The 20836-nt window shown below is 41.8% G+C and carries 20 protein-coding genes and 3 tRNA genes; 12 read left to right on the forward strand and 11 right to left on the reverse strand.

Features of this window, described 5'->3' with window-relative positions:
- Positions 1 to 458: 458 nt before the first annotated feature.
- Entirely contained in the window at positions 459 to 1289 is an 831-nt protein-coding gene (locus FTT92_RS12530; protein ID WP_180010800.1) for an SDR family oxidoreductase, read from the reverse strand.
- 224 nt (positions 1290 to 1513) lie between these two features.
- Between FTT92_RS12530 and FTT92_RS12535 the strand changes: the two genes are divergently transcribed.
- The 3 genes from FTT92_RS12535 to phoR all read left to right on the forward strand — a co-directional run bounded on the left by FTT92_RS12535 (position 1514) and on the right by phoR (position 4519).
- On the forward strand, positions 1514 to 2197 hold the full coding sequence (locus tag FTT92_RS12535; RefSeq protein ID WP_111885789.1) for a TetR/AcrR family transcriptional regulator: 684 nt from the start codon (positions 1514 to 1516) through the stop codon (positions 2195 to 2197).
- Between the two features lie 229 nt (positions 2198 to 2426).
- A complete protein-coding gene (phoB, locus tag FTT92_RS12540) occupies positions 2427 to 3137 on the forward strand; it encodes a phosphate regulon transcriptional regulator PhoB (protein ID WP_078194048.1) in 711 nt (236 codons plus the stop codon).
- A gap of 23 nt (positions 3138 to 3160) precedes the next feature.
- Complete coding sequence (gene phoR / locus FTT92_RS12545) at positions 3161 to 4519, forward strand: phosphate regulon sensor histidine kinase PhoR (protein WP_180107659.1); 1359 nt, start codon at positions 3161 to 3163, stop codon at positions 4517 to 4519.
- Here phoR and FTT92_RS12550 read toward each other — a convergent pair.
- The 3 genes from FTT92_RS12550 to FTT92_RS12560 all read right to left on the reverse strand — a co-directional run bounded on the left by FTT92_RS12550 (position 4516) and on the right by FTT92_RS12560 (position 6759).
- Positions 4516 to 5193: a glutathione S-transferase family protein gene (locus FTT92_RS12550; protein WP_180035124.1), complete on the reverse strand. Its 678-nt coding sequence runs from the start codon at positions 5191 to 5193 to the stop codon at positions 4516 to 4518. The genes phoR and FTT92_RS12550 overlap by 4 nt on opposite strands.
- A 151-nt stretch (positions 5194 to 5344) precedes the next feature.
- Entirely contained in the window at positions 5345 to 5743 is a 399-nt protein-coding gene (locus FTT92_RS12555) for an OsmC family protein (protein WP_180133304.1), read from the reverse strand.
- A gap of 68 nt (positions 5744 to 5811) precedes the next feature.
- Positions 5812 to 6759 (reverse strand): pirin family protein, encoded by a 948-nt coding sequence (locus tag FTT92_RS12560; protein ID WP_078194052.1) that lies wholly within the window; start codon positions 6757 to 6759, stop codon positions 5812 to 5814.
- A gap of 392 nt (positions 6760 to 7151) precedes the next feature.
- On the opposite strand from FTT92_RS12560, the gene FTT92_RS12565 reads away from it, so the two are divergent.
- Together FTT92_RS12565 and FTT92_RS12570 are read left to right on the forward strand one after the other, a co-directional pair.
- Positions 7152 to 8327, forward strand: coding sequence for a GGDEF domain-containing protein (locus FTT92_RS12565; protein WP_180172270.1), 1176 nt, complete (start codon positions 7152 to 7154; stop codon positions 8325 to 8327).
- A gap of 143 nt (positions 8328 to 8470) precedes the next feature.
- Positions 8471 to 9805 carry a GGDEF domain-containing protein gene (locus FTT92_RS12570; RefSeq protein WP_257231716.1) on the forward strand — a complete coding sequence of 445 codons (1335 nt, stop codon included), beginning with the start codon at positions 8471 to 8473 and terminating at the stop codon, positions 9803 to 9805.
- A 192-nt stretch (positions 9806 to 9997) separates the two neighbouring features.
- On the opposite strand, the gene guaA is transcribed toward FTT92_RS12570, so the two are convergent.
- Positions 9998 to 11566 carry a glutamine-hydrolyzing GMP synthase gene (guaA, locus tag FTT92_RS12575; RefSeq protein ID WP_078194056.1) on the reverse strand — a complete coding sequence of 523 codons (1569 nt, stop codon included), beginning with the start codon at positions 11564 to 11566 and terminating at the stop codon, positions 9998 to 10000.
- Between the two features lie 212 nt (positions 11567 to 11778).
- Positions 11779 to 12201 carry a DoxX family protein gene (locus FTT92_RS12580; protein WP_180172272.1) on the reverse strand — a complete coding sequence of 141 codons (423 nt, stop codon included), beginning with the start codon at positions 12199 to 12201 and terminating at the stop codon, positions 11779 to 11781.
- A gap of 194 nt (positions 12202 to 12395) precedes the next feature.
- Between FTT92_RS12580 and FTT92_RS12585 the strand changes: the two genes are divergently transcribed.
- Positions 12396 to 13022, forward strand: coding sequence for a DedA family protein (locus FTT92_RS12585; RefSeq protein ID WP_078191514.1), 627 nt, complete (start codon positions 12396 to 12398; stop codon positions 13020 to 13022).
- A gap of 19 nt (positions 13023 to 13041) precedes the next feature.
- Here FTT92_RS12585 and FTT92_RS12590 read toward each other — a convergent pair whose 3' ends face one another.
- The 5 genes from FTT92_RS12590 to FTT92_RS12610 all read right to left on the reverse strand — a co-directional run bounded on the left by FTT92_RS12590 (position 13042) and on the right by FTT92_RS12610 (position 15973).
- Positions 13042 to 13635: a LysE family translocator gene (locus FTT92_RS12590; protein WP_168378830.1), complete on the reverse strand. Its 594-nt coding sequence runs from the start codon at positions 13633 to 13635 to the stop codon at positions 13042 to 13044.
- A 307-nt stretch (positions 13636 to 13942) separates the two neighbouring features.
- Positions 13943 to 14347, reverse strand: a complete 405-nt coding sequence (locus tag FTT92_RS12595) for a hypothetical protein (RefSeq protein WP_078191516.1) — start codon at positions 14345 to 14347, stop codon at positions 13943 to 13945.
- Positions 14348 to 14360: 13 nt separating this feature from the next.
- Positions 14361 to 15197, reverse strand: coding sequence for a ParA family protein (locus FTT92_RS12600; protein ID WP_180078998.1), 837 nt, complete (start codon positions 15195 to 15197; stop codon positions 14361 to 14363).
- A gap of 63 nt (positions 15198 to 15260) precedes the next feature.
- Complete coding sequence (locus tag FTT92_RS12605) at positions 15261 to 15653, reverse strand: SirB2 family protein (protein WP_180024727.1); 393 nt, start codon at positions 15651 to 15653, stop codon at positions 15261 to 15263.
- An 8-nt stretch (positions 15654 to 15661) separates the two neighbouring features.
- Complete coding sequence (locus FTT92_RS12610) at positions 15662 to 15973, reverse strand: BolA family transcriptional regulator (RefSeq protein WP_078191519.1); 312 nt, start codon at positions 15971 to 15973, stop codon at positions 15662 to 15664.
- A 241-nt stretch (positions 15974 to 16214) separates the two neighbouring features.
- On the opposite strand from FTT92_RS12610, the gene FTT92_RS12615 reads away from it, so the two are divergent.
- From FTT92_RS12615 to FTT92_RS12640, 6 genes are all read left to right on the forward strand, one after another.
- Positions 16215 to 16287: transfer RNA gene (locus tag FTT92_RS12615), tRNA-Gly, on the forward strand.
- 47 nt (positions 16288 to 16334) lie between these two features.
- Positions 16335 to 16410 (forward strand) — tRNA-Gly (locus tag FTT92_RS12620).
- Positions 16411 to 16456: 46 nt separating this feature from the next.
- Positions 16457 to 16532 (forward strand) — tRNA-Gly (locus FTT92_RS12625).
- 399 nt (positions 16533 to 16931) lie between these two features.
- Positions 16932 to 18158: an SfnB family sulfur acquisition oxidoreductase gene (locus FTT92_RS12630; RefSeq protein WP_180172273.1), complete on the forward strand. Its 1227-nt coding sequence runs from the start codon at positions 16932 to 16934 to the stop codon at positions 18156 to 18158.
- 11 nt (positions 18159 to 18169) lie between these two features.
- On the forward strand, positions 18170 to 19393 hold the full coding sequence (locus FTT92_RS12635; protein WP_180172274.1) for an SfnB family sulfur acquisition oxidoreductase: 1224 nt from the start codon (positions 18170 to 18172) through the stop codon (positions 19391 to 19393).
- A complete protein-coding gene (locus FTT92_RS12640; protein WP_180172275.1) occupies positions 19393 to 20829 on the forward strand; it encodes an LLM class flavin-dependent oxidoreductase in 1437 nt (478 codons plus the stop codon). The genes FTT92_RS12635 and FTT92_RS12640 overlap by 1 nt, the downstream gene beginning before the upstream one ends.
- The last annotated feature ends 7 nt before the right edge of the window (positions 20830 to 20836 follow it).

The raw sequence follows: 20836 nt of genomic DNA on the forward strand, positions 1-20836 counted from the left end.
AGTTATTTCCATTTTTATATCTTATTTTATGAAATAAGAAATACGCTTTGGGCTTTTAATAACTGATGTTACGCCTGTAAAAGTAATTTCGGATTTTTAAAATGATTTTTAAATCTATTCGATGGAGTCTTACATCTAGGGATTGAATAACGGGATTAGCCTTCGGCTGGAGGTACTCTTACGAAACGTTGTTTCTCATTCGACAAAATGAGAAGCGTGCTTCGCAAGGAAACCATCTTGCGGTGCAATACACCTCACCGACAAAACTCGTTCAATACCATCAAATGATTCAAAGGATCGCAAAAACATTTTTGATTAAAAGTCTTCTTGTCTCAAACAATTGCGGATGACACTACCGCGTATCGTTCTTTTATTTGGATCAAATTGCGCTTCTGATATTACTAGAGCATAAAAAAACCCACTGACGTGGGCTCTTTTCAATTGATTTTAATTACCGCTTATTGACCAAATTTAGTCGCCATGGCAGTTAATTTTTGATAACCCGTCGGTAGCAAACGTTGAATTAAATCAATCGCTTTTGCATCATTACCAATCAATAAACGGCGCTTATCTTTTTGTACTGCTGCAATGATTTGACGAGCCGCTTCTTCAGGTGGACAACGCAAGAATTTATTAAACGACTGTGCCGATTTTTGTGGGTTCATGCCTAAACTTTTCAAGCTGTCATTCATTTTTGCGGCATTGGCAATATTGGTACGAATCCCGCCCGGATGTACACATAGCGCACTCACGCCACAGTTTTCAATATCCAATTCTTGGCGTAAAGATTCGGTAAAGCCACGTACTGCAAATTTAGTGGCATTATATGCCGACTGTGTTGGCTGTGCAGTTAGACCAAACAAGCTGGAAATATTGATGATATGACCTTCACCACTTTGCTTGATATACGGTAAAAATTCTTTGGTGCCATAAACCACACCCCAGAAGTTAATATTGACAATCCACTCCAGCTCTTCGTAGCTTGCGCCTTCAACGGTCGTGCCCAAAGCCACACCCGCATTGTTAAAAATCATATTCACGGAACCATGATCTTTAACGGTCTGTGCTGCCCATGCTTTCATTGCTGCAAGGTCTGACACATCGAGTTTTTGCGTGGTTACACGTACATTGCTGGCTTTCACCAATTCAACGGTTGCCGCTAGACCCTGTTCATTCACATCGCTTAAAGACAGATGACAGCCTTGTTTCGCCAAAAGCACTGCCAATTGCTGACCAATACCTGAACCTGCACCTGTAATGGCAGCCACTTTATTTTTGAAGTTTTTCATTGTGATTCCTTATTCCTTTATGCTGCCGCTTGGCTTTATCACAGCGTGATCTCATTTGCCAATGTGTGCAGTTCGTCAACTTAATATAGTTTTGACAATACATATTGTCAATGTCATCTTAGGACGTGCTAAGCTGTTGAAATCGCCAATGCTTAAACATAGGTTTAAACTGAAATTATTGCTAAAATAAGACAAAATTCTGCTTTAGTTCAGCGTATATTTTCATGACAGATGCAACAAATCACACAGAACAACAACAGGCAAAAAATGTGAAGGAACGTCAATTTAAAGGGCTTTCTCTCAGTGAACGTAAGCAAGCGCGACGTGAAAAACTGATTGAAGCCGGTATAGAAGCCTATGGAACACATGGCTTTTTTTCAGTGACTGTGAAAGATATTTGTTTGGAAGCCAAGCTGACCGAACGCTATTTTTATGAATCATTTAAGAAAAGTGAGCAACTGTTCCAGACCATCTTTTTAAAATTAATCGATGAACTGCAACAAAATGTGATGCAAGCCATCATGCAAGCATCTACCGATTCTAAAAAAATGATTGAAGCGGGCTTAACCGCCCTATTGTTAACCTTAAAAAATAATCCTCGCATGGCGCGCATCATTTACATCGATGCTATGTTGGTACAAGAGCTACATAACCAAGCCACGATTCATGAAACCATGATGCGCTTTGACCGTATGATTCATGCCTTTGTCATGCTGATGATGCCGAATATTGATCGTTCAGAACGCGAAATTTCAATGGTCGCAACCGGTCTCAATGGTTATGTCACCCAAATCGCGATTCGCTGGGTCATGAGTGGTTATAAACAGCCGATTGATGAAGTTTTATCGTCATGTAGCGTGGTCTTTTTGGCCTTGTTGGATGCTTTTTCTGAAAAACCCAGGAAATAAATTTTGTCCTCAACACTGATCTTTACAATTTTTTGAATGATTTTTTTGTGACAACAGCATGATGCAAAGCCCATGGTGTTGAATATTTCAGGATTTAAATTGTCACAATTTCTTTCTAAACCCCAATGAAAGATCATTTTTGCAATGATACTGTCATAATTAATCTTTGTAATAAGCCTGTCATAAATATAAAACGGTCTACCGTTTACATAAAATAGGGTATTGCGCTGTGAAAGATGACTATATTTTAATCGTCGACGACGAACTCCCGATTCGGGAAATGATCCATACTTCACTGGATATGGCTGGTTTTCAATGTCAGCAAGCTGAAGATGCCAAACAAGCGCACCAAATGATTGTGGATCAGCGTCCTGCACTGATTTTATTAGATTGGATGATGCCTGGCGGCGTGAGTGGTGTAGACCTATGTCGTCGTTTAAAACGCGATGAAAATTTGTCAGAAATTCCAGTCATCATGCTCACTGCGCGCGGCGAAGAAGACCATAAAGTCCAAGGTCTGGACGCGGGTGCAGATGACTACATGACCAAACCCTTTTCCACCCGTGAGTTGGTGTCACGCATTAAAGCGGTGCTGCGTCGCTCAAATGCATTGGGTGGTGAAAAAACCATTGATGCCAATGGCTTAATCCTCGATCCAGTCAGCCAACGTGTCAGCTTTGGCAACACCATTTTAGATATGGGACCGACTGAATATCGTCTATTGGCCTTTTTCATGACTCATCCTGAACGTGCCTATACCCGTGCTCAATTATTAGATCAGGTTTGGGGTGGAAACGTGTATATTGAGGACCGTACCATTGACGTTCATATTCGTCGTTTGCGTAAAGTTCTTGAACCTTTCCAAGCCGATCGTTATGTCCAAACTGTTCGTGGTACAGGTTACCGTTTCTCTACCCGTGCAGACGCTGTAATGGGTTAGTCATTTTAGGTCTTTAATTTTATATGTATGAACCGTATCCCGTCCCTGAACTTGCCAGTGAACATAAAAAATTCCGTTACAGCAGTTTATGGACTTTTGCCAAGCAGGATTTGAGACTGCTGGCATTTTTCCTACTCATTGCTGCACTCATCGGCTTTGGTACCGGGTACTTATGGATCTGCATCTTAATTGCCTTTGCAGTGTTCTTTGCATTGCAAATGCGTTCGCTGTACTTGGTCAACGAATGGATTTCAAACCGTCCTTATGATGTCCCGCCGAATTTAGACGGCATTTGGGGGGCTTTGCTCTTTAATGTATACCGTGCCCAGCGCCAAGAACGCATCGTACAAGCTGAAATGGTCGGCCTAATTGACCGCGCTCAATCTTCCTTGGTAGCACTTGCTGAAGCTGTGGTATTGATTGATGAATTACACCAAATCGAATGGTGGAACCCTGCCGCAGAAAAGCTTTTGGGGATTCAACAGCTCGATCAAGGGCGCAATATTTTAAGTATTTTAAGACAGCCTAGTTTTATCGAATACTTTACCAATATCGATTTAGCCCCCGATGGTTTAAAAATGAAATCATCAGTGCTCGAAGACCATTATGTGCAAGTCAAATTGACCCGTTTTGGTCGCGAAAGTCGTTTATTGGTGGCTTATGACGTCACGCGCATGCATAACCTTGAGCAGATGCGTAAAGACTTTGTCGATAATATTTCACATGAGTTACGCACACCGCTCACGGTTTTAAGTGGTTATATCGAAACCTTTACCGATCAGGAAGATTTAAATCCACGCTGGAAACGCGCATTCGATCAAATGCAGTCTCAAACCCGCCGTATGAATGCTTTGGTTAATGACTTGTTATTATTATCTCGTCTGGAAAATGATAAAAAAGTTGCTAAAAATCAAATCATTGAAATGCCCAGCCTAATGAACCAACTATATGACGATGCACATGCTTACAATGTGGATTATGGACATACACTGAATCTCGAGATTGATAGTCACTGTGACCTGATCGGATCAGATATGGAATTGGCGAGTGCCTTTAGTAACCTCATCACCAATGCAATTAAATACACCCCGAAAGGCGGTACTGTGACCATTGGTTGGCATGATGATGGTACGCATGGTTATTTTACCGTTGAAGATACGGGTATCGGGATTGACCCGAAACACTTACCCCGTTTAACGGAACGGTTTTACCGTGTGGACAGCGCACGTAGTCGCCAAACGGGAGGAACAGGTTTAGGTCTTGCCATCGTGAAACACGTTTTGATGCAACATCAGGCACACCTTGAAATTGAGTCCAAAGAAAACCGTGGTTCGCTGTTTAAAGTCGTCTTCCCTAAAGAACGCTTGTATCATGTGAGCTAAGCAGAATCATCCTGCCGGTCTTGCTGTGCTTCCAACTGTTGTTCTTGTTGTTTGGCACGGCGATATGCAGGACGCTGTTGCATCCGTTGTAAGAAAGCCTGAATTTGTGGATATCGCCCTTGAGTTCTGGTCATGACGGCTTCTAATGGAAACGTCATCTGAATATCCGCAAAGCTAAACGGTCCCGCAAAATATTCATTTTCCGCTAAATGGTTTTCTAAAAACTCGATATGTTCTTTTAAGCGAGGTCGTACAAAACCTTTTTTGACCCCATCACAAATGCGATTAGCTACGGGTTTGATGACCCAAGGTACATGGCGTGGCACATTGCTCATGACCAACTGCATCACCAACAACGGCATTAGAGAACCTTCGGCATAATGCATCCAAAAGCGATATTGTTGTTTTGAATGTTCCGCCTTGGCTGCAAAAAAATCATGCCGATCATACTTCTCTTGTAAATACTCCAAGATCGCTGCAGATTCTACCAAGACCAGTCCATCATCCTGCAATATGGGCGACTTCCCTAAAGGATGGATGGCTTTAAGCTCAGGGGGAGCAGACAAATTTGGCTGGCGCAGATAAAACTGAACCTGATAATCCAGTCCTAATTCCTGCATTGCCCATAAAATACGAAATGAACGAGATTTTTCTAGATGATGTAGCACCCGCATGGGTTCATCTCCTATATGAAGTCTAAAATTTTCTTATTTCTGGCAAGCCATTATTATTTTGAAGTACTTAAATCATAAAAAGTGTCAGATCACTGCTTAGGGCTATATCAAAACTAAATTTTGCACAGTACAGCAGCGACCTGCTTTTAAATTAAACTAGAGTGGTTTTAATGTCTACACTGCGCAATAAAGTTTTTGTCACTGGGGTTTTTTCACAAATGGACAAGATTTTTTGCTCTAATTCTGCATCCAAGGACGTTTGAAAATGCAGGCGTCGCTCAACCCATTCAGCTCCTTCACGGTTCGCACAAAAGTCTGCCTCGACACGAAACTCACCCAATTGGATTTGTTTATGTGCTGCATACATGCGCAAGGTAATCATGGTGCATGAGATTAAAGAGGCGCACAGTAAATCATACGGTGCTAAACCTAAGTCCCCGCCGCCAAATGATTCGGGCTTATCGGTAATAAGTTGATGTTTTCCACTCTGAATTTCACCTGACCACGGTGCTTGTAAGGTGTTTACTGTTGCCGTTGCGACGATACCCATAATGACTCCCTCATGGTTATGCCGTACCATTTTCACCATAGGTACGGCTGTTCATTTTTATTTTTAAGTTAACGTGATGGACGCATTTTATCAGGGAAAGCCGGTGCTTCTAGTCGTGGACCATCATAGTCTGGAATAGAGCCAAAACGTTCGTCCTGATTAATCCACTGCTCACGGGCAATATTCAATTCTTCTTGTGTGCGCCCCACAAAATTCCACCACAGCAGAATCGGTGATTCAAAAGGTTCACCTCCTAATAATAAAACACGGCCACCTGCATGTAGGTCAATTTTGACTTGGGTTAAGCCCGGCTCAAGTACCACCATATTGTCTTCATTTAGCTCGTGACCATTGATACTGGCAGTCCCTTCGAGGGCCATAAAGCCATATTCAAATTTTGGATTGAGCGGCAGGACGGTACTTTGACTTTCCGAACTACGCAGATCGACCCCCAATAATTCACTATGTACTTTTACCGGCGATTTAGTCTGTAAAAATTCACCCACCAATACCGTCAATTCAATCCCGTCTTGTGTCACCACAGGCAACTCTGGGTAATGGTCAAACTGGGGCGCCATATTGATTTTGTCATCTGGCAATGCAATCCAAAGCTGCGCAGCATGCATTTGTGTTTCAGACTCTGGAGCAACCTCAGTATGCGAAATACCATAACCCGCTGTCATGAGATTGACTTGTTTGGGCTGGATTAACTGATGTGTGCCCAAACTGTCGGTATGCATCATGGTGCCATCAATCATCCATGTAAATGTTTGCAAACCAATATGTGGATGCGGCCCAACATCTAAGCCATCACCTTGAGGAAAATGCACTGGACCGGCATGGTCAAGGAAACACCATGCCCCAATCATCCGTTTATGCCGACTCGGTAAAGCACGTTTTATCACTGTGCCTTGACCAATTTCAGCACGGCGCAGTGGAAATTCTTGAATGAACTGATTGACGTATTTTTCACAATCGTCGGAATGAGATATTTCTGTGTAATTAGTATTGGTCATATTCTTACCCTAAATTTGGCTAAGCCGATGCAAGGACTATCGGCTAGAGCTATGCATTTTTTCCATTATATCTGCATTAACTCAATCTTCTTCAGCTGTCATTAATACGCTGAATCACAGAGATAGGACAATCGTTTTTTTGTTGCCTAATATGACATACAGCATAACAGTTATTGATGCTTATTTAGACAATACCCAATGCAAAATTACTTGTTCAGATCACGTGAAATGTAAATTTAAGTAACATAAATTAACACTCACTTTTGACCAAACAATACCAAATAATTCACAAATCCTTGAAATAACGTGTTTAATTTTTAATAAAAATGGTATAGATTATTTGAGTTACATAAAATTACATACAAGCCATGCTCACCCGTCGGTAATCTTGCATGATCAATGAGTATAAGAAAGAATCACGTGCACTGATTCAAAAAGCCTTGAAAGGAACCATTGTTCGCGTTCCTGCTCAATTTCGTCAAGAATTTTTCCACTATCATCGTCATCAACTTTTTAAATTCTTTTTGCAAGTCAACATCGTTGCACAATTGGCCTATCTCTCTTATGCCATAGCGGATTGGTTTATGTTGCCCGATGTGGGCTTGCTCGCGATAGGCTTAAAAACGGCCTATACCTTACTGATGATGGGCATTACATGGGGCATTTATACATATAGCAAGAGCATTTTACTCTTTGACTTGATGCTTCCCCTATCGATCGTTGGTGCTTCTGCGCTGTGGTTTAGCCTACTCAATTTATCCAATAGCCCCGATGTGCCGATCTATTTATATGCATCTTTGGTTTTTATTGTGTTAGCCAATTTATGTGTGCAAATCCGCTTTAAGGCTGCTGTGCTCATTTCTCTATGTATCAGTCTAATTTTACTGATTGGGGTATATTTCGCCATTTCTGGCAATATCCATCAACTGCAACTGTTTATCTTGATCTATTCGCCCGTGTTGTTATTTAGTTTGTATATCAGTTGGAATTCAACGCAAAAATCTAGAATTGTATTTTTACACAGTAAACTCGATCAGTTGAACCGTGAAGCGCTCAATATTATGGCGCATACCGATGTGCTGACTGGCTTAAACAATCGACGTCAATTTATTCAACTTGCCAATTATCATATTCATCATCAGTCCAAACCGTTACAGCCGCTTTCATTACTGATTTTTGATGTCGACAAATTTAAAAATATTAATGATCAGTTTGGGCACTATATTGGTGATCATGTTTTACAACAAATTGCCGAAACGTGCCGACATACCTTACGTAGTCAAGACATCATTGCCCGCTTCGGCGGTGAAGAGTTTATTATTCTTTTACCGCAGACACACCTACGTCAGGCTCAAGATATTGCCGAACGTCTACGACGGGCAATAGCCGATGATTATTTAGAACTTGATACACTACAAAAACTTAAATTTACCGTTTCAATTGGTGTTGCCGAATTTGGTCAAAAAAACCGAGATTTACAAAGTGTAATTCGCATGGCCGATCAGGCACTTTACCAAGCAAAATCTGCAGGAAGAAATCAAATATCAACTTATAAAACAGCAAGTTAATAATATATTTTGTAACATTCAACAGACGATTTTTTATCATTCATTCGAAAAATCCCAAGTTTCAGGTAGATATTTTTGTATATTTTTTATTCATAATTTTCCTAAGCCATTTATGGAGAAGGGACATGTCTGTTGATGTACGAATGAGTTCTCGGACTAATTCGTCTGCTCAGGAAGTTCGTAAAAATCATAATCATACTTTGAAACTTTCTGAGTGTGATCTTGCCAATCGTGCCGAGATTGAACAAGCCATTGCAGATCCTTTTGCACGTATTCCTACGCAGTTTAGAAATCATTTTCTACAACATCAGTATGCCCATCAGTTACCTTATTTACGTCAAGTGAATTACATGGCGCAGATTACATTTCTTCTTTATTTCTTTGCTGACATTTTTATTATCCCTGACATGTTCTTTTGGTCAGGTCTTTCTCGAGTGGCCATGATTATTGCTGCCCTATTGGTCAGCTTTTATCTGTTTAAATACAAAAAAGATATTCGTGTGCTCGACATGATCTTACCGATTGGGACGGTCTGTAGCACCGCGATTTGGATTGGCTTATTACTGGCTTCAAATAGCCCAATGGTCTCGTCCTATATCTATGGTGCAGCGATCTTTATCTTGATTGCCAATGTCTGCGTACAAACACAATTTAAGCCAGCCTTGTATTGTTCAGGCCTCATTTCGCTATTGGTATATTTTGCGGTGAGTCAGCTTTTATCATGGCAAGAAGCACTGATTTTTGTGGTGGTGTCTATTCCTGTTTGGATGATCAGCCTGCATATGAGTTGGAACAATACACTCAATGCACGTCGTCATTTTTTACGTACCCTGCTTGATGACTGGAATATGCATACGCTGAAAAATCTAGCGCATACAGATGAGCTCACCCAGTTATATAACCGTCGTCAGTTTGTTCAGTTGGCTGAGCATCGCATCCATGAATGGCCAACGCCAGCAAGTACTTGCTTACTGATGTTTGATGTCGATCATTTTAAACATATTAATGATAATTACGGACATGATGTTGGTGATCAGGTACTGCAATGTATCGCTGAAACCACCCGCAAAGAAATGCGCCAAAAAGATGTCTTGGCTCGTTTTGGTGGTGAAGAATTTATTGTGCTTCTATCTGAAACGCAAATACAGGATGCAATGTTGATCGCGGAACGTATTCGTTTAACGCTTCAAAATCAATCATTGCTGAATGTCGCAAATCACCCGATCCAATTTACCGTTTCCATTGGTGTTTCACAGCTCAAATCACATAAGCAAAATTTAACTGAACTGATTAAGCAAGCGGATATTGCGCTGTATCAGGCAAAAGAAAATGGCCGTAACCGTGTAGAGCGCTATGATTCAAGCATGAAGCCGGAACGTAAATCGACAAAGTCATGGCAAAGCTTTACCCATAAAGCGAAGCCTAAAGCTGAACCGAATAATGAAAGCGATAGTAGTTGGTCAATTGTTTATAAATAGAATGTTGAGATATAAAAAAGGACGCCGAGGCGTCCTTTTTTATTAGAAATATCTAGGTTTCCCTAAATAGCCGCGAGCATAGCTTTCGGCGTAATTTAGGCAAGAAACGTTGTTTCTTGAAATCCCTCACTGCCGCGAGCGTAGCTCTTGGCGTAAAACTGGCACGAAGCAGTGCTTCGTGAAACCCCAGTTTTACTCCCATTCAATCGTAGCAGGTGGTTTAGACGATACGTCATAAACAACACGAGAAACTTCAGCAATCTCGTTCATGATACGTGTAGAAATCTTGTCTACAAGATCATAAGGAAGGTGTGCAAAACGTGCAGTCATAAAGTCCACCGTTTCTACAGCACGAAGCGCGATTACCCATGCATAACGACGGCCATCACCTACGACACCCACAGATTTCACAGGTTGGAATACGGCAAATGCTTGTGCAGTTTTGTCATACCAACCGCTTGCGCGAAGTTCTTGCATGAAGATGTCATCTGCTAGACGAAGGATGTCAGCATATTCTTTTTTCACTTCACCAAGGATACGTACACCTAGACCCGGGCCTGGGAATGGATGACGGTAAAGCATTTCAAATGGAAGACCAAGAGTTGTACCTAAACGGCGAACTTCGTCTTTGAACAAATCACGGATTGGCTCAACCAATTCGAATGCTAAATCTTCCGGTAAACCACCCACGTTGTGATGTGATTTAATCACATGTGCTTTACCTTGTTTGCTTGCCGCAGATTCAATTACGTCTGGGTAAATGGTACCTTGAGCAAGGAAGTTCACACCGTCAAGCTTACGTGCTTCTTCAGCAAACACTTCAATGAATTCACGACCAATGATTTTACGTTTTTTCTCTGGATCAACTTCACCAGCAAGTGCTGTTAAGAAGCGATTTTCAGCGTCAGCACGAATCACGCGGATACCCATGTTTTTCGCAAACATGTCCATCACTTGCTCGCCTTCGTTCAAACGAAGTAAACCGTTATCTACAAATACGCAAGTCAATTGGTCGCCAATCGCACGGTGTAAAAGTGCAGCTACAACAGATGAATCGACGCCGCCTGAAAGACCCAATAGAACTTTTTGATCACCAATTTGCTCACGAAGTTGTTCTACGCGAAGATCGATGATGTTTTCTGAGTTCCACAAGTTACGGCAACCACATACGCCATGTACGAAGTTAGACAATAACTCAGCACCTTTCGCAGTATGAGTTACTTCTGGGTGGAATTGGATACCGTAGAAACGACGTTTTTCATCAGAAACCATCGCCACTGGGCAGCTTGGTGTGCTGGCAGTGATTTGGAAACCTTCAGGAATTTGAGTCACTTTATCGCCATGACTCATCCATACTTTTAATTGGTCTTTGGTATCTTCAAGATCACCAATTAAAGCATCACGGACTTTAATATCAACTTCTGCATAACCGAATTCATGTACAGTACCTGGCTCAACTTTACCACCAAGCTGCTCTGACATGGTTTGTAGACCATAGCAAATACCTAAAACAGGTACACCAAGTTCAAATACAACTTGTGGTGCGCGCGGACTACCTTCTTCATGAACACTTTCTGGACCACCTGAAAGAATGATCCCGTTTGGGTTAAATGCACGAATGTCTTCTTCAGACATATCAAATGCGTACATTTCTGAATAAACACCAGCTTCACGTACACGACGTGCAATAAGCTGACTATATTGAGAACCGAAATCCAAAATCAGGATACGGTCTTCAGTAATTTGGGTATTGGTAGTCATGGCAAACAACTATGCAGGCAACGAATATAAGCGCCGTATTCTAACATTTTTCTTGGACTTTCGCACACTATTCGGACAGGGGCAAAAATCCCAAGCTAAACGGTGTTTTTTACAACACATTTCAGGACTTTACCCATCCGCTTTCAATCAGCGGTAGACATGAAAAAAGCGGCAGAACACCGCTTTGATGGATGCTCGGACTCATGACCACTTTATTTTGATTTTTCAATCCAATGATCAAAACTAAATTGACCAGCACCATGCAGCATGAGAAATAATAAGCCGCCAGACATCGCCAAGTTTTTCATAAAGTTAATGCCATCTTCAGCACCACCATGGAATAAAAATGCAGTGATTAAACTAAATACGGTTAGACCCAATGCCGCAAAACGTGCTTGAAAACCAAACAATAAAGCTAAGCCACCACCCAACTCAACTAAAATGGTGATCGGAAGTAGCCCTGCCGGTACACCCATTGACTCCATATAACCTGCGGTTGCAGTGTAAGCCGTAATTTTGCCCCAACCTGCCACAATAAAAATATAAGCCATCAAAATACGTGCAACGAGACTGACTACCGAATTGATTTGCGGCTGTTGACTCAGATTTTTCACCATCAAATTTGGATTAAACATACTGAAACCTATTTTTAATACTGTTCAAAAGATGTGCTTAGATTAGGTCGTTTCTTATTCTCTTTAAATATGCTTTTATAATACTCATCATTTCATATATAGAACGATTTTACTGATAATTAATTACGTTTTAATACTGACTTTGCTGCCCCAGACTGATAGCATCAGACCACTATTTTACGCATATAAGCCCCATGGAACTGATTGATTTTATACTACATGTTGATGACCATTTACTCGAGTTCATTACCAATTATGGCGTATGGATTTATGCAATTCTGTTCCTGATTATTTTTGTTGAAACCGGTTTAGTCGTCATGCCCTTTTTACCGGGTGACAGTCTTCTGTTTGCAGCAGGTGCTCTCGCTGCGTCAACAGGTGCCATGGATCCGTGGGTTTTGGTGATTTTGCTGTTTATCGCGGCAGTCTTGGGCGACACGCTGAACTACCATATTGGTAAATATATTGGCCCACGTGTCTTTGAAATTGAATCACGCTTCATTAACCGTCAACACTTGGTGAATACGCAAAAATTCTTTGAAAAACATGGTGGTAAAACCATTATTTTTGCCCGCTTTATTCCTTTTGCACGAACCTTCGCGCCTTTTGTCGCAGGTGCAGGCAGCATGAACTACAAGTACTTCCTGACTTTTAACATGATTGGTGCGATTTGCTGGGTTGGCTCATTTATCACTTTGGGTTATTTATTTGGCAATATGCCAATCGTGAAAGATAACTTCACCCATCTGATCTTCGGCATCATTATTATTAGTGTTTTACCGGGTGTAATTGGTTTTATTCGAGCAAAATTAAAAAAGTAAACTGATGTGGTGAACGCCTTTAAGCAAAAAAGCGCAAAACCACGGGAAACATACATAAAATCAGCATCAGGGCCGATCCTTTATACAGAAGATCGGCCTTAATTTTTTGGGTCTTACCGGCCAAAATCGTCCGTCCAAATGACATCCAAAACAACGCAACAGGCAGCAAAACCACACTAAATACAGCGAAAACCAAAATAAAATTTAATGGGCTAGCCCAAGTTTCAATCGGGAAAATACCTGCAGCAAAAAGCAACGCTTTCGGATTTTTTAAGGAGGAAATGAATAATTCACGTGGTTGAATTGAAGGATGTTTTTGATTGTACTGATGTAAATGCGTCGATTTCCACAAATGAAAAGCCAACCATAATACATAGGCAATACTGAGAAAATGCAGTAAATGAATTAAATTCGGCCACACTGGAGCGCTTAAATGAATAATCAACGCCCACAAATTAATAGCATAGAAATAGCCCAATAATTCTGCAGGAATAAGCATGCAGGTCTTTGCAATGCCTTGTTGATGTGCAGAGCTTGCCATTAGTGCATTGCTAGGTCCCGGCGTCATCATCACCGCAATCATTGCCAATACAAAAAGCCAACTCTCAATCATAAATACCCAGACAATGTTTCAAAGCGCACACCTTAGCCGAAATGAATTTAAAAAAACAAGTACGCGCTAGGTCAGTTTTATCCTTGTACAAGTCAATGCACTCACGCTGAATGTTCAAGACCAGAAGAAGGTATTAAAATTTACGAATGATATTTAATTTAATTTTTTCATAGATTTAAATATTTTATTGACTCTAAATAGTGCAGTTTATTTGACTCAAAAAAAATGCCAGTAGACGCCTCGCCTACTGACAAATTTTATTACACTTTTCTCATAGCACAGGCCTGAGCCCCTGCTCATGATCCGTTTATGATTTTGCTGCGGTGGCCGAATTTGCGCGAACGATAATCGGACAACCTTTAAATTTTGCTGCCTGTACAATCGCTTCTTGCTCACCTAGAACACGTGAAAGTTCGGTACGTTTGGTATTTGAAGATTGTCCCATATTGACCGAAATACTCGGACCAATGCCCCAACCTCCACGACTGCCCCAGCCACCACCGAGGCCGACACCCACACCGACGCCCGTGCGTTTCGGTGTTTCTACACCATTTTGAATATAGTCGTGGATTCGGTTGTATTCGCTTTGCAATTGCTGGCAACTCAAAGACTGATACTGTGTAGGTGAAACATAGCTAGGTTTAGGCGTACTTGCACATGCACCCAATACAACAGCAGTGAAAGCAACTAGACCACATTTAAGTGCATTCATACTTTTCTCGATACTACTTTTGCTCAATTTCATTGAACAATGATTGATAGGCTTGCGTCAATTTATGATCTGCAGCCAAATGGATTAAAGGTTGATTTTTATGATGAGATTCTTTCATCAGCACTGAAGGCGGTAACATGCTGTCCAATACAGGAAGACCTTCATCTTTGAGTTGTTGTACAACTTCACGCGGTAACTTCGCCTGTGCTTGAAATTGATTGACCACAATGCCTTCAATTTCCAAACGATCATTATGATCATCCTGCGTTTCCAACACATTTTCGATCAGGGTCTGTAAAGCTCGTTTTGAAAACACGTCACAGTCAAATGGAATCAGCACGCGATCTGCCGCAATCAACGCAGATAAAGTAAAAAAGTTAAAGGCCGGCGGTGTATCAATAAACACTCGATCATATTGACCGCTCATCTGCTGCAAAGCATCACGCAGTTTGTAAATTTTATGCTTAGATTCTAAGGCATGTGCCAATGCACCCAAATTTGGGCTTGCAGGAATTACATCTAAATTTTTAAACGGTGATTGATGTACATAGCTTTCTAGACCTTTAGTACGATTTTTTAAAATCGAACCAATGGCATTTCCCAACAAACCTTTGCTTTGCTGCGAACCCAATACTTCATCAAAATAATTTTCAATATTTGGCTCTAAGGCAGGTTTATCTGCTGAGTAGGTCGCATCATCCCCCAACAAATATTGACTTGAATTGGCTTGAGGGTCGAGGTCAATCACCAAAGTTTTTAAACCTTGGTGCGCGCTTATCGCAGCTAAATTGACCGTAATACTCGATTTCCCCACACCACCTTTTTGGTTAAATACCACACGCGTACGCATTCAAAACCCTCTAATCTTTGTTTTTTTACTCAAGCCTTGAAATCGGCCATGTGGATAAGCCATTTATCCAAAAACTGGTTTAATTATAACCAATGTAATGATGAAAATAAGTGCAACAGCTGCAATAAATAAGCCCGCACGGCGCTGAACCAATAAAACACTGTCATCTTTTTTATACGCTTTAGATAAAGAAGACAGCAGCGCCAAAAACAACACAACTTTGGCATAGAACCATGGCTGCACATCAAAGTTCTTCATAAACAATAAGATAATTCCTGTCACAGCAATTAAAGCCATTGAGCCATGTTGCAATGCAACAAAAAACTTACGACCTGATGGATTCGGTAAATTACCCTGCGTCCCTTTAAATAGCGTAAAAGCACGAATGAAAATGGCGGCACAGCCTAAAGCCACGCCACACATATGAATGATTTTAATGATTAATTGCGTTTCCATGGTTTACCTTAAGATGACTTTGGTGCATGCGCACATTCAGGGCTAGTGGTGTCTTGACCTTTCCACTCTTCAGGTAAAAACGCATGAATGGCCAAGGCATGAATTTGCCCCGGACTAAGTAAATCACCTGCTGCGGCATAGACTTTTTGATGACGTTGCACCAAACGTAAGCCTGCAAAAGCCTCACTCACAATCACCGCTTTAAAATGCGATTCTTTACCTGGGAAATAACCACCATGACCTGCGGACTCATTCACCACTTCAAGATGTGTAGGCGCTAATGTCTGTAGACGCTCAATTAATTGCTGTTCTAAACTCAAAACGGCTCTCCCAAATTCAAAAAAAGTTCAACTGGTCTTAGTATAGCCTGTATTTGTTGAAGTTCTTGTGTCACAAAGTTGCTGAAACCGCCTGAATTGCATGATTTCATCAAAATGGAAGCCTTTGACCTGCAAAAATATTCCAATTTTCAAACAAATTGTTTTTATTTTATGCAAACGATGCACAGTTTTTCATAAAGTTATTGACCTGAAAAATCCTTAATGTATTATACGTGGCTATGCGGGAATAGCTCAGTTGGTAGAGCATAACCTTGCCAAGGTTGGGGTCGGGAGTTCGAGTCTCCTTTCCCGCTCAAAATTTTTTCATTCGGTTTTTTATTTAAAAAATTGGATAGACTCCGCGGGAATAGCTCAGTTGGTAGAGCATAACCTTGCCAAGGTTGGGGTCGGGAGTTCGAGTCTCCTTTCCCGCTCCAAATTTTTTTCGATTCAGTTTTTTAGTAAAAAAACAGGATAGACTCCGCGGGAATAGCTCAGTTGGTAGAGCATAACCTTGCCAAGGTTGGGGTCGGGAGTTCGAGTCTCCTTTCCCGCTCCAAATTCAAAAAGCCCTCATCGAAAGATGGGGGCTTTTTTATTGCAGATTGAAAAATATTTGAATCAATTTATAGCCCTTTTTTAATCTTTGCATAGCTCTATGATATTGAGCATCTATTGGAGTTCAAGCTGATTGACCACCATTAATAAAAAGTATTAAAAAAAACAGCTAAGCCCCTGTCTTAGATATATTATTTTTAAAGTTGAATATCTACAAAGTTGCTAACACCAGATTTTCATCATCAATCCTCTTGTTGTTTTTCCTACATCTATTGTTTTAAATCAAACACTTATTTTATCAAATTTGCATATTTTTTATGCAGATTAAATGCTAAACAGACATTTTGCTAAGTTAAGAATAATCCATCATTTAAAGAATCACGGATTTACGAGTAGCGTTTTGATATCTATTAAAGGTGTCATTATGTCTCATTTAATCTCTGAAAATATTCATGTTATTGAAAATGACTTAGAAGCGATTCATGCAGCTTATCACGTTGCCGATTTTGCTTTGGAAGGTCGAAATGAACGTGATCAGAACCGCCTACTCCCATTTGCAGAAATCGACTTATTCAGTCAAAAAGGTTTAGGTGGCATTCGTATACCCAAGCAATTTGGCGGTGCCTACGTGTCCAACAAGACACTGGCGCAGGTTTTTCGCATTATCAATAAAGCAGATTCTAGCGTGGGCCAAATTCCACAAAACCAAATTGCCTTGCTGTATATGATTGACCTCATGGGAACAGATGAGCAAAAAGCCTTTATTTTTAATGAAATTTTACAGGGAAAACGTTTAGCTAATGGTGGGCCAGAGCGCAACACCAAAGACACTAAAACCTTAAACACAACGCTGCGCATTGAAAATGGAAAGTATGTTGTTAATGGTGAAAAGTTCTATTCAACCGGCAGTAGTTTTGCAGATTGGTTGGCGATTAAAGCCGTTCACCCTGAAGGTCATGTTGTCCTGACCATCATTGATCGACATGCTACAGGCGTAGAAGTGATTGATAACTGGAATGGTTTTGGTCAGCGCACAACATCAAGTGGCACCGTCAAACTGAATCATGTAGCAGTAGACCCCCTATTAATTTTTGATGAACGTAAGCTTTCTGTAGGGCCAACGTATCGCGGTGCCTTTTCACAATTGATGCAAGTCGCGATCGATGTGGGGATTGCGGAAGCTGCCTTTGCAGACACCCTTTCTGCGGTACAAAAAGCCCGTCCGATTGTGGATGCACAAGTTGAGAAAGCCAGTTTTGAGCCCTACACCCTACAAGAGGTGGGTAAATCTGCAGTTTTATTGGATGCTGCGATTTTACTTTTAGATGAAGCCGCAGATTACCTCGATGAATTAGATCAGCTTGATCAGGTGAGTGAACAACAAGCTGCTCTGGCTTCGATTCGTGTCGCTGAAGCTAAAATCTATGCCAATGATGCAGCCTTACAGATCTCTGAAAAACTCCTTGAATTAGGCGGCAGCCGTGCAAGTTTGAGTGCCCATAACCTTGATCAACACTGGCGCAATGCCCGAGTACACACCTTACATGATCCTGTGCGCTGGAAGCTGCATACCTTAGGCGACTATTACTTAAATCATAAATTACCTGCACGCCATGCGTGGATTTAAGGAGAATTCTGATGACCTCATTTCCAAATATTAATTCGCTACAGGCCATATCAACAATGCCTGCGCATATTATTCAGTCCGATGCAGAAGCACTTGAAATTGCAAAACAATTAGCCGAACAATTTAGAAAAAATGCCGTGCAACGTGATGCCGAACGCATACTGCCGTTTGATGAAATCGAGGCCTATAGTCAATCTGGTCTCTGGGCAATCACAGTTCCCAAGGCATTTGGCGGTGCCGAAGTTTCAAGTTATACCGTGGCGCAAGTGATTGCGCTTATGAGTGGTGTAGATGGCTCAATTGGGCAAATTCCACAAAACCATTTTTATGCACTAGAAGTATTACGTAACACCGGCACAACTGAACAAAAGCAAAAGCTTTATGCCGAAGTACTTGCTGGCGCTCGTTTTGGCAATGCCTTAGCCGAGTTTAAAACCAAAACCGCTGCGCAAAAACAAACGTCGATTCGCCCTCATGACAATGGTTTTGTGGTGAATGGTGAAAAGTTTTATTGCACCGGCAGTTTATTTGCACATCGTATTCCCACATTGGTCAAAGACCAAGATGGTCGTGAATATTTAGCCTTTATTGCACGTGAAAGTACAGGTTTAGAGCTGATCGATGATTGGACAGGGTTTGGACAGCGCACCACGGGTAGCGGCTCTGTAAAATTTCACCAAGTTGCAGTTCCTGCCATAGATGTCATTCCCTTTGATCGGGCATTTACGGAGCCGACATTGGTTGGGCCATTTGCGCAAATTATGCATGCTGCGATTGAAGTCGGTATAGCCCGCGCAGCCTTTGAAGAAAGCTTGAGCCGCGTACACCAAGCTCGACCATGGATTGATTCAGGTCTTGATCTTGCAAGCGAAGATCCTTTAACCAAATACGAACTCGGTCGCATTGCCGCAGATGTTCGCGCCAGTGAGGTCTTGCTGAAACAAGCCGCTCGTGCCATCGATGCTGCTCGCCCACAGCCCAATGCTGAAAACATCGCAAAAGCTTCTCTAGATGTCGCGAAAGTGCGTGCGCATAGTACTGAAACCGCACTGAAAGCGGCATCAAAATTGATTGAGCTTGCAGGCAGCCGTGGCAGTCAGCGTGAAGATGGTCTAGATCGATTTTGGCGTAATGCACGTGTCCATACCTTGCATGATGCAGGGCGTTGGAAATATTTCTTCATTGCCAATTACCTCCTAAATGGCGTATTGCCCCCACGTCGAGGGACCTTGTAATGAGCGAAATCACCACAGCAGATACCCAATCACATACAGCCAAGAAAATTTTACTGAATGCCTTCGACATGAACTGTGTCGGGCATATCAATCATGGCTTATGGACCCATCCGCGCGATGAGTCACACCGCTTTAATGAACTGAGCTATTGGACCGATCTTGCCAAAACCTTGGAGCAAGGGCTGTTTGACGGGCTATTTATTGCGGATATCACCGGGGTCTATGATGTTTATGAAGGCAATATTGATCTCACACTTAAAGAGTCGATCCAACTGCCGAGCCATGACCCCAGCACCCTGATTTCTGCAATGGCTGCGGTCACTGAAAACTTAGGTTTTGGTGTAACAGTCAATTTGAGCTATGAAACGCCTTATCAATTTGCACGTCGATTTGCCAGCCTAGACCACCTGACCCAAGGTCGAATCGGTTGGAATATCGTGACTGGATATCTAGACAGTGCAGAACGCCTCATTGGGCAAAAAGGCTTGAAAGATCATGACCTACGCTATGAACAAGCTGAAGAGTTTTTGCAGCTTTGCTATAAGTTTTGGGAAGGTTCTTGGGAAAATGATGCAGTTCAAAAAGATAAAGCTCATCGCATCTTTAGCGACCCCAAAAAAGTACATGCCATTCAACACCAAGGGAAGTTCTATCAAAGCCAAGGGGTATTTCAAGTTTCCCCTTCAATACAGCGCACCCCTGTGTTGTATCAGGCCGGTGCTTCACCACGTGGTTTAGCTTTTGCTACGCAACATGCAGAAGGCATGTTTATCGGTGCAGACAGCGCAGAAAAAGTTAAAAATCAGGTACAAAAAATTCGCAGCCAAACCGCAGCGCATGGTCGTGACCCACAAGCCATCAAACTCTTTGTAGGCATTACGGTAGTGACTGCAAAGACCGATGAGCTCGCCCAAGAGAAATTGGCTGAATACATTCGCTATGCCAACCCTGAAGCGGGACTGGCACACTTTTCCAGCTCGATTGGGATGAACCTCGCCAACTTTGCAGAAGATGAAGCCATTCCGTATCAGCAGACCAATAGCATCGCATCGGTCAATCAAAAATTTAAAGAGCAGAAAATTACTCGCCAAGATTTGCGTGCTCAGCACGTTCTAGGTGGGCGATATCCGCTCTTTGTCGGAAGTGGCGCCAACGTTGCAGAACAGTTGATTGATTATTTGGATGAAACTGGCATCGATGGATTTAATCTGACTCGCACCGTTGCACCTGAGTCACATCAAGATTTTATCCGTTTGGTCATTCCTGAATTACAGCAACGTGGTCGCTATAAAACTGCGTATGACACTGGCAGTTTAAGGCAAAAACTGTTTCAACAAGGTGACCATTTAGCGACGACACATCCTGCTCATCGCTACCGATGTCGCACTTCAGACACGTCATCTCAGGCAGCACTTAAAAACGTTGAGACAGCATAAGCTGCAA

It is taken from the genome of Acinetobacter sp. YH12023 (assembly GCF_013420135.1).
Classification (GTDB): domain Bacteria; phylum Pseudomonadota; class Gammaproteobacteria; order Pseudomonadales; family Moraxellaceae; genus Acinetobacter; species Acinetobacter amyesii.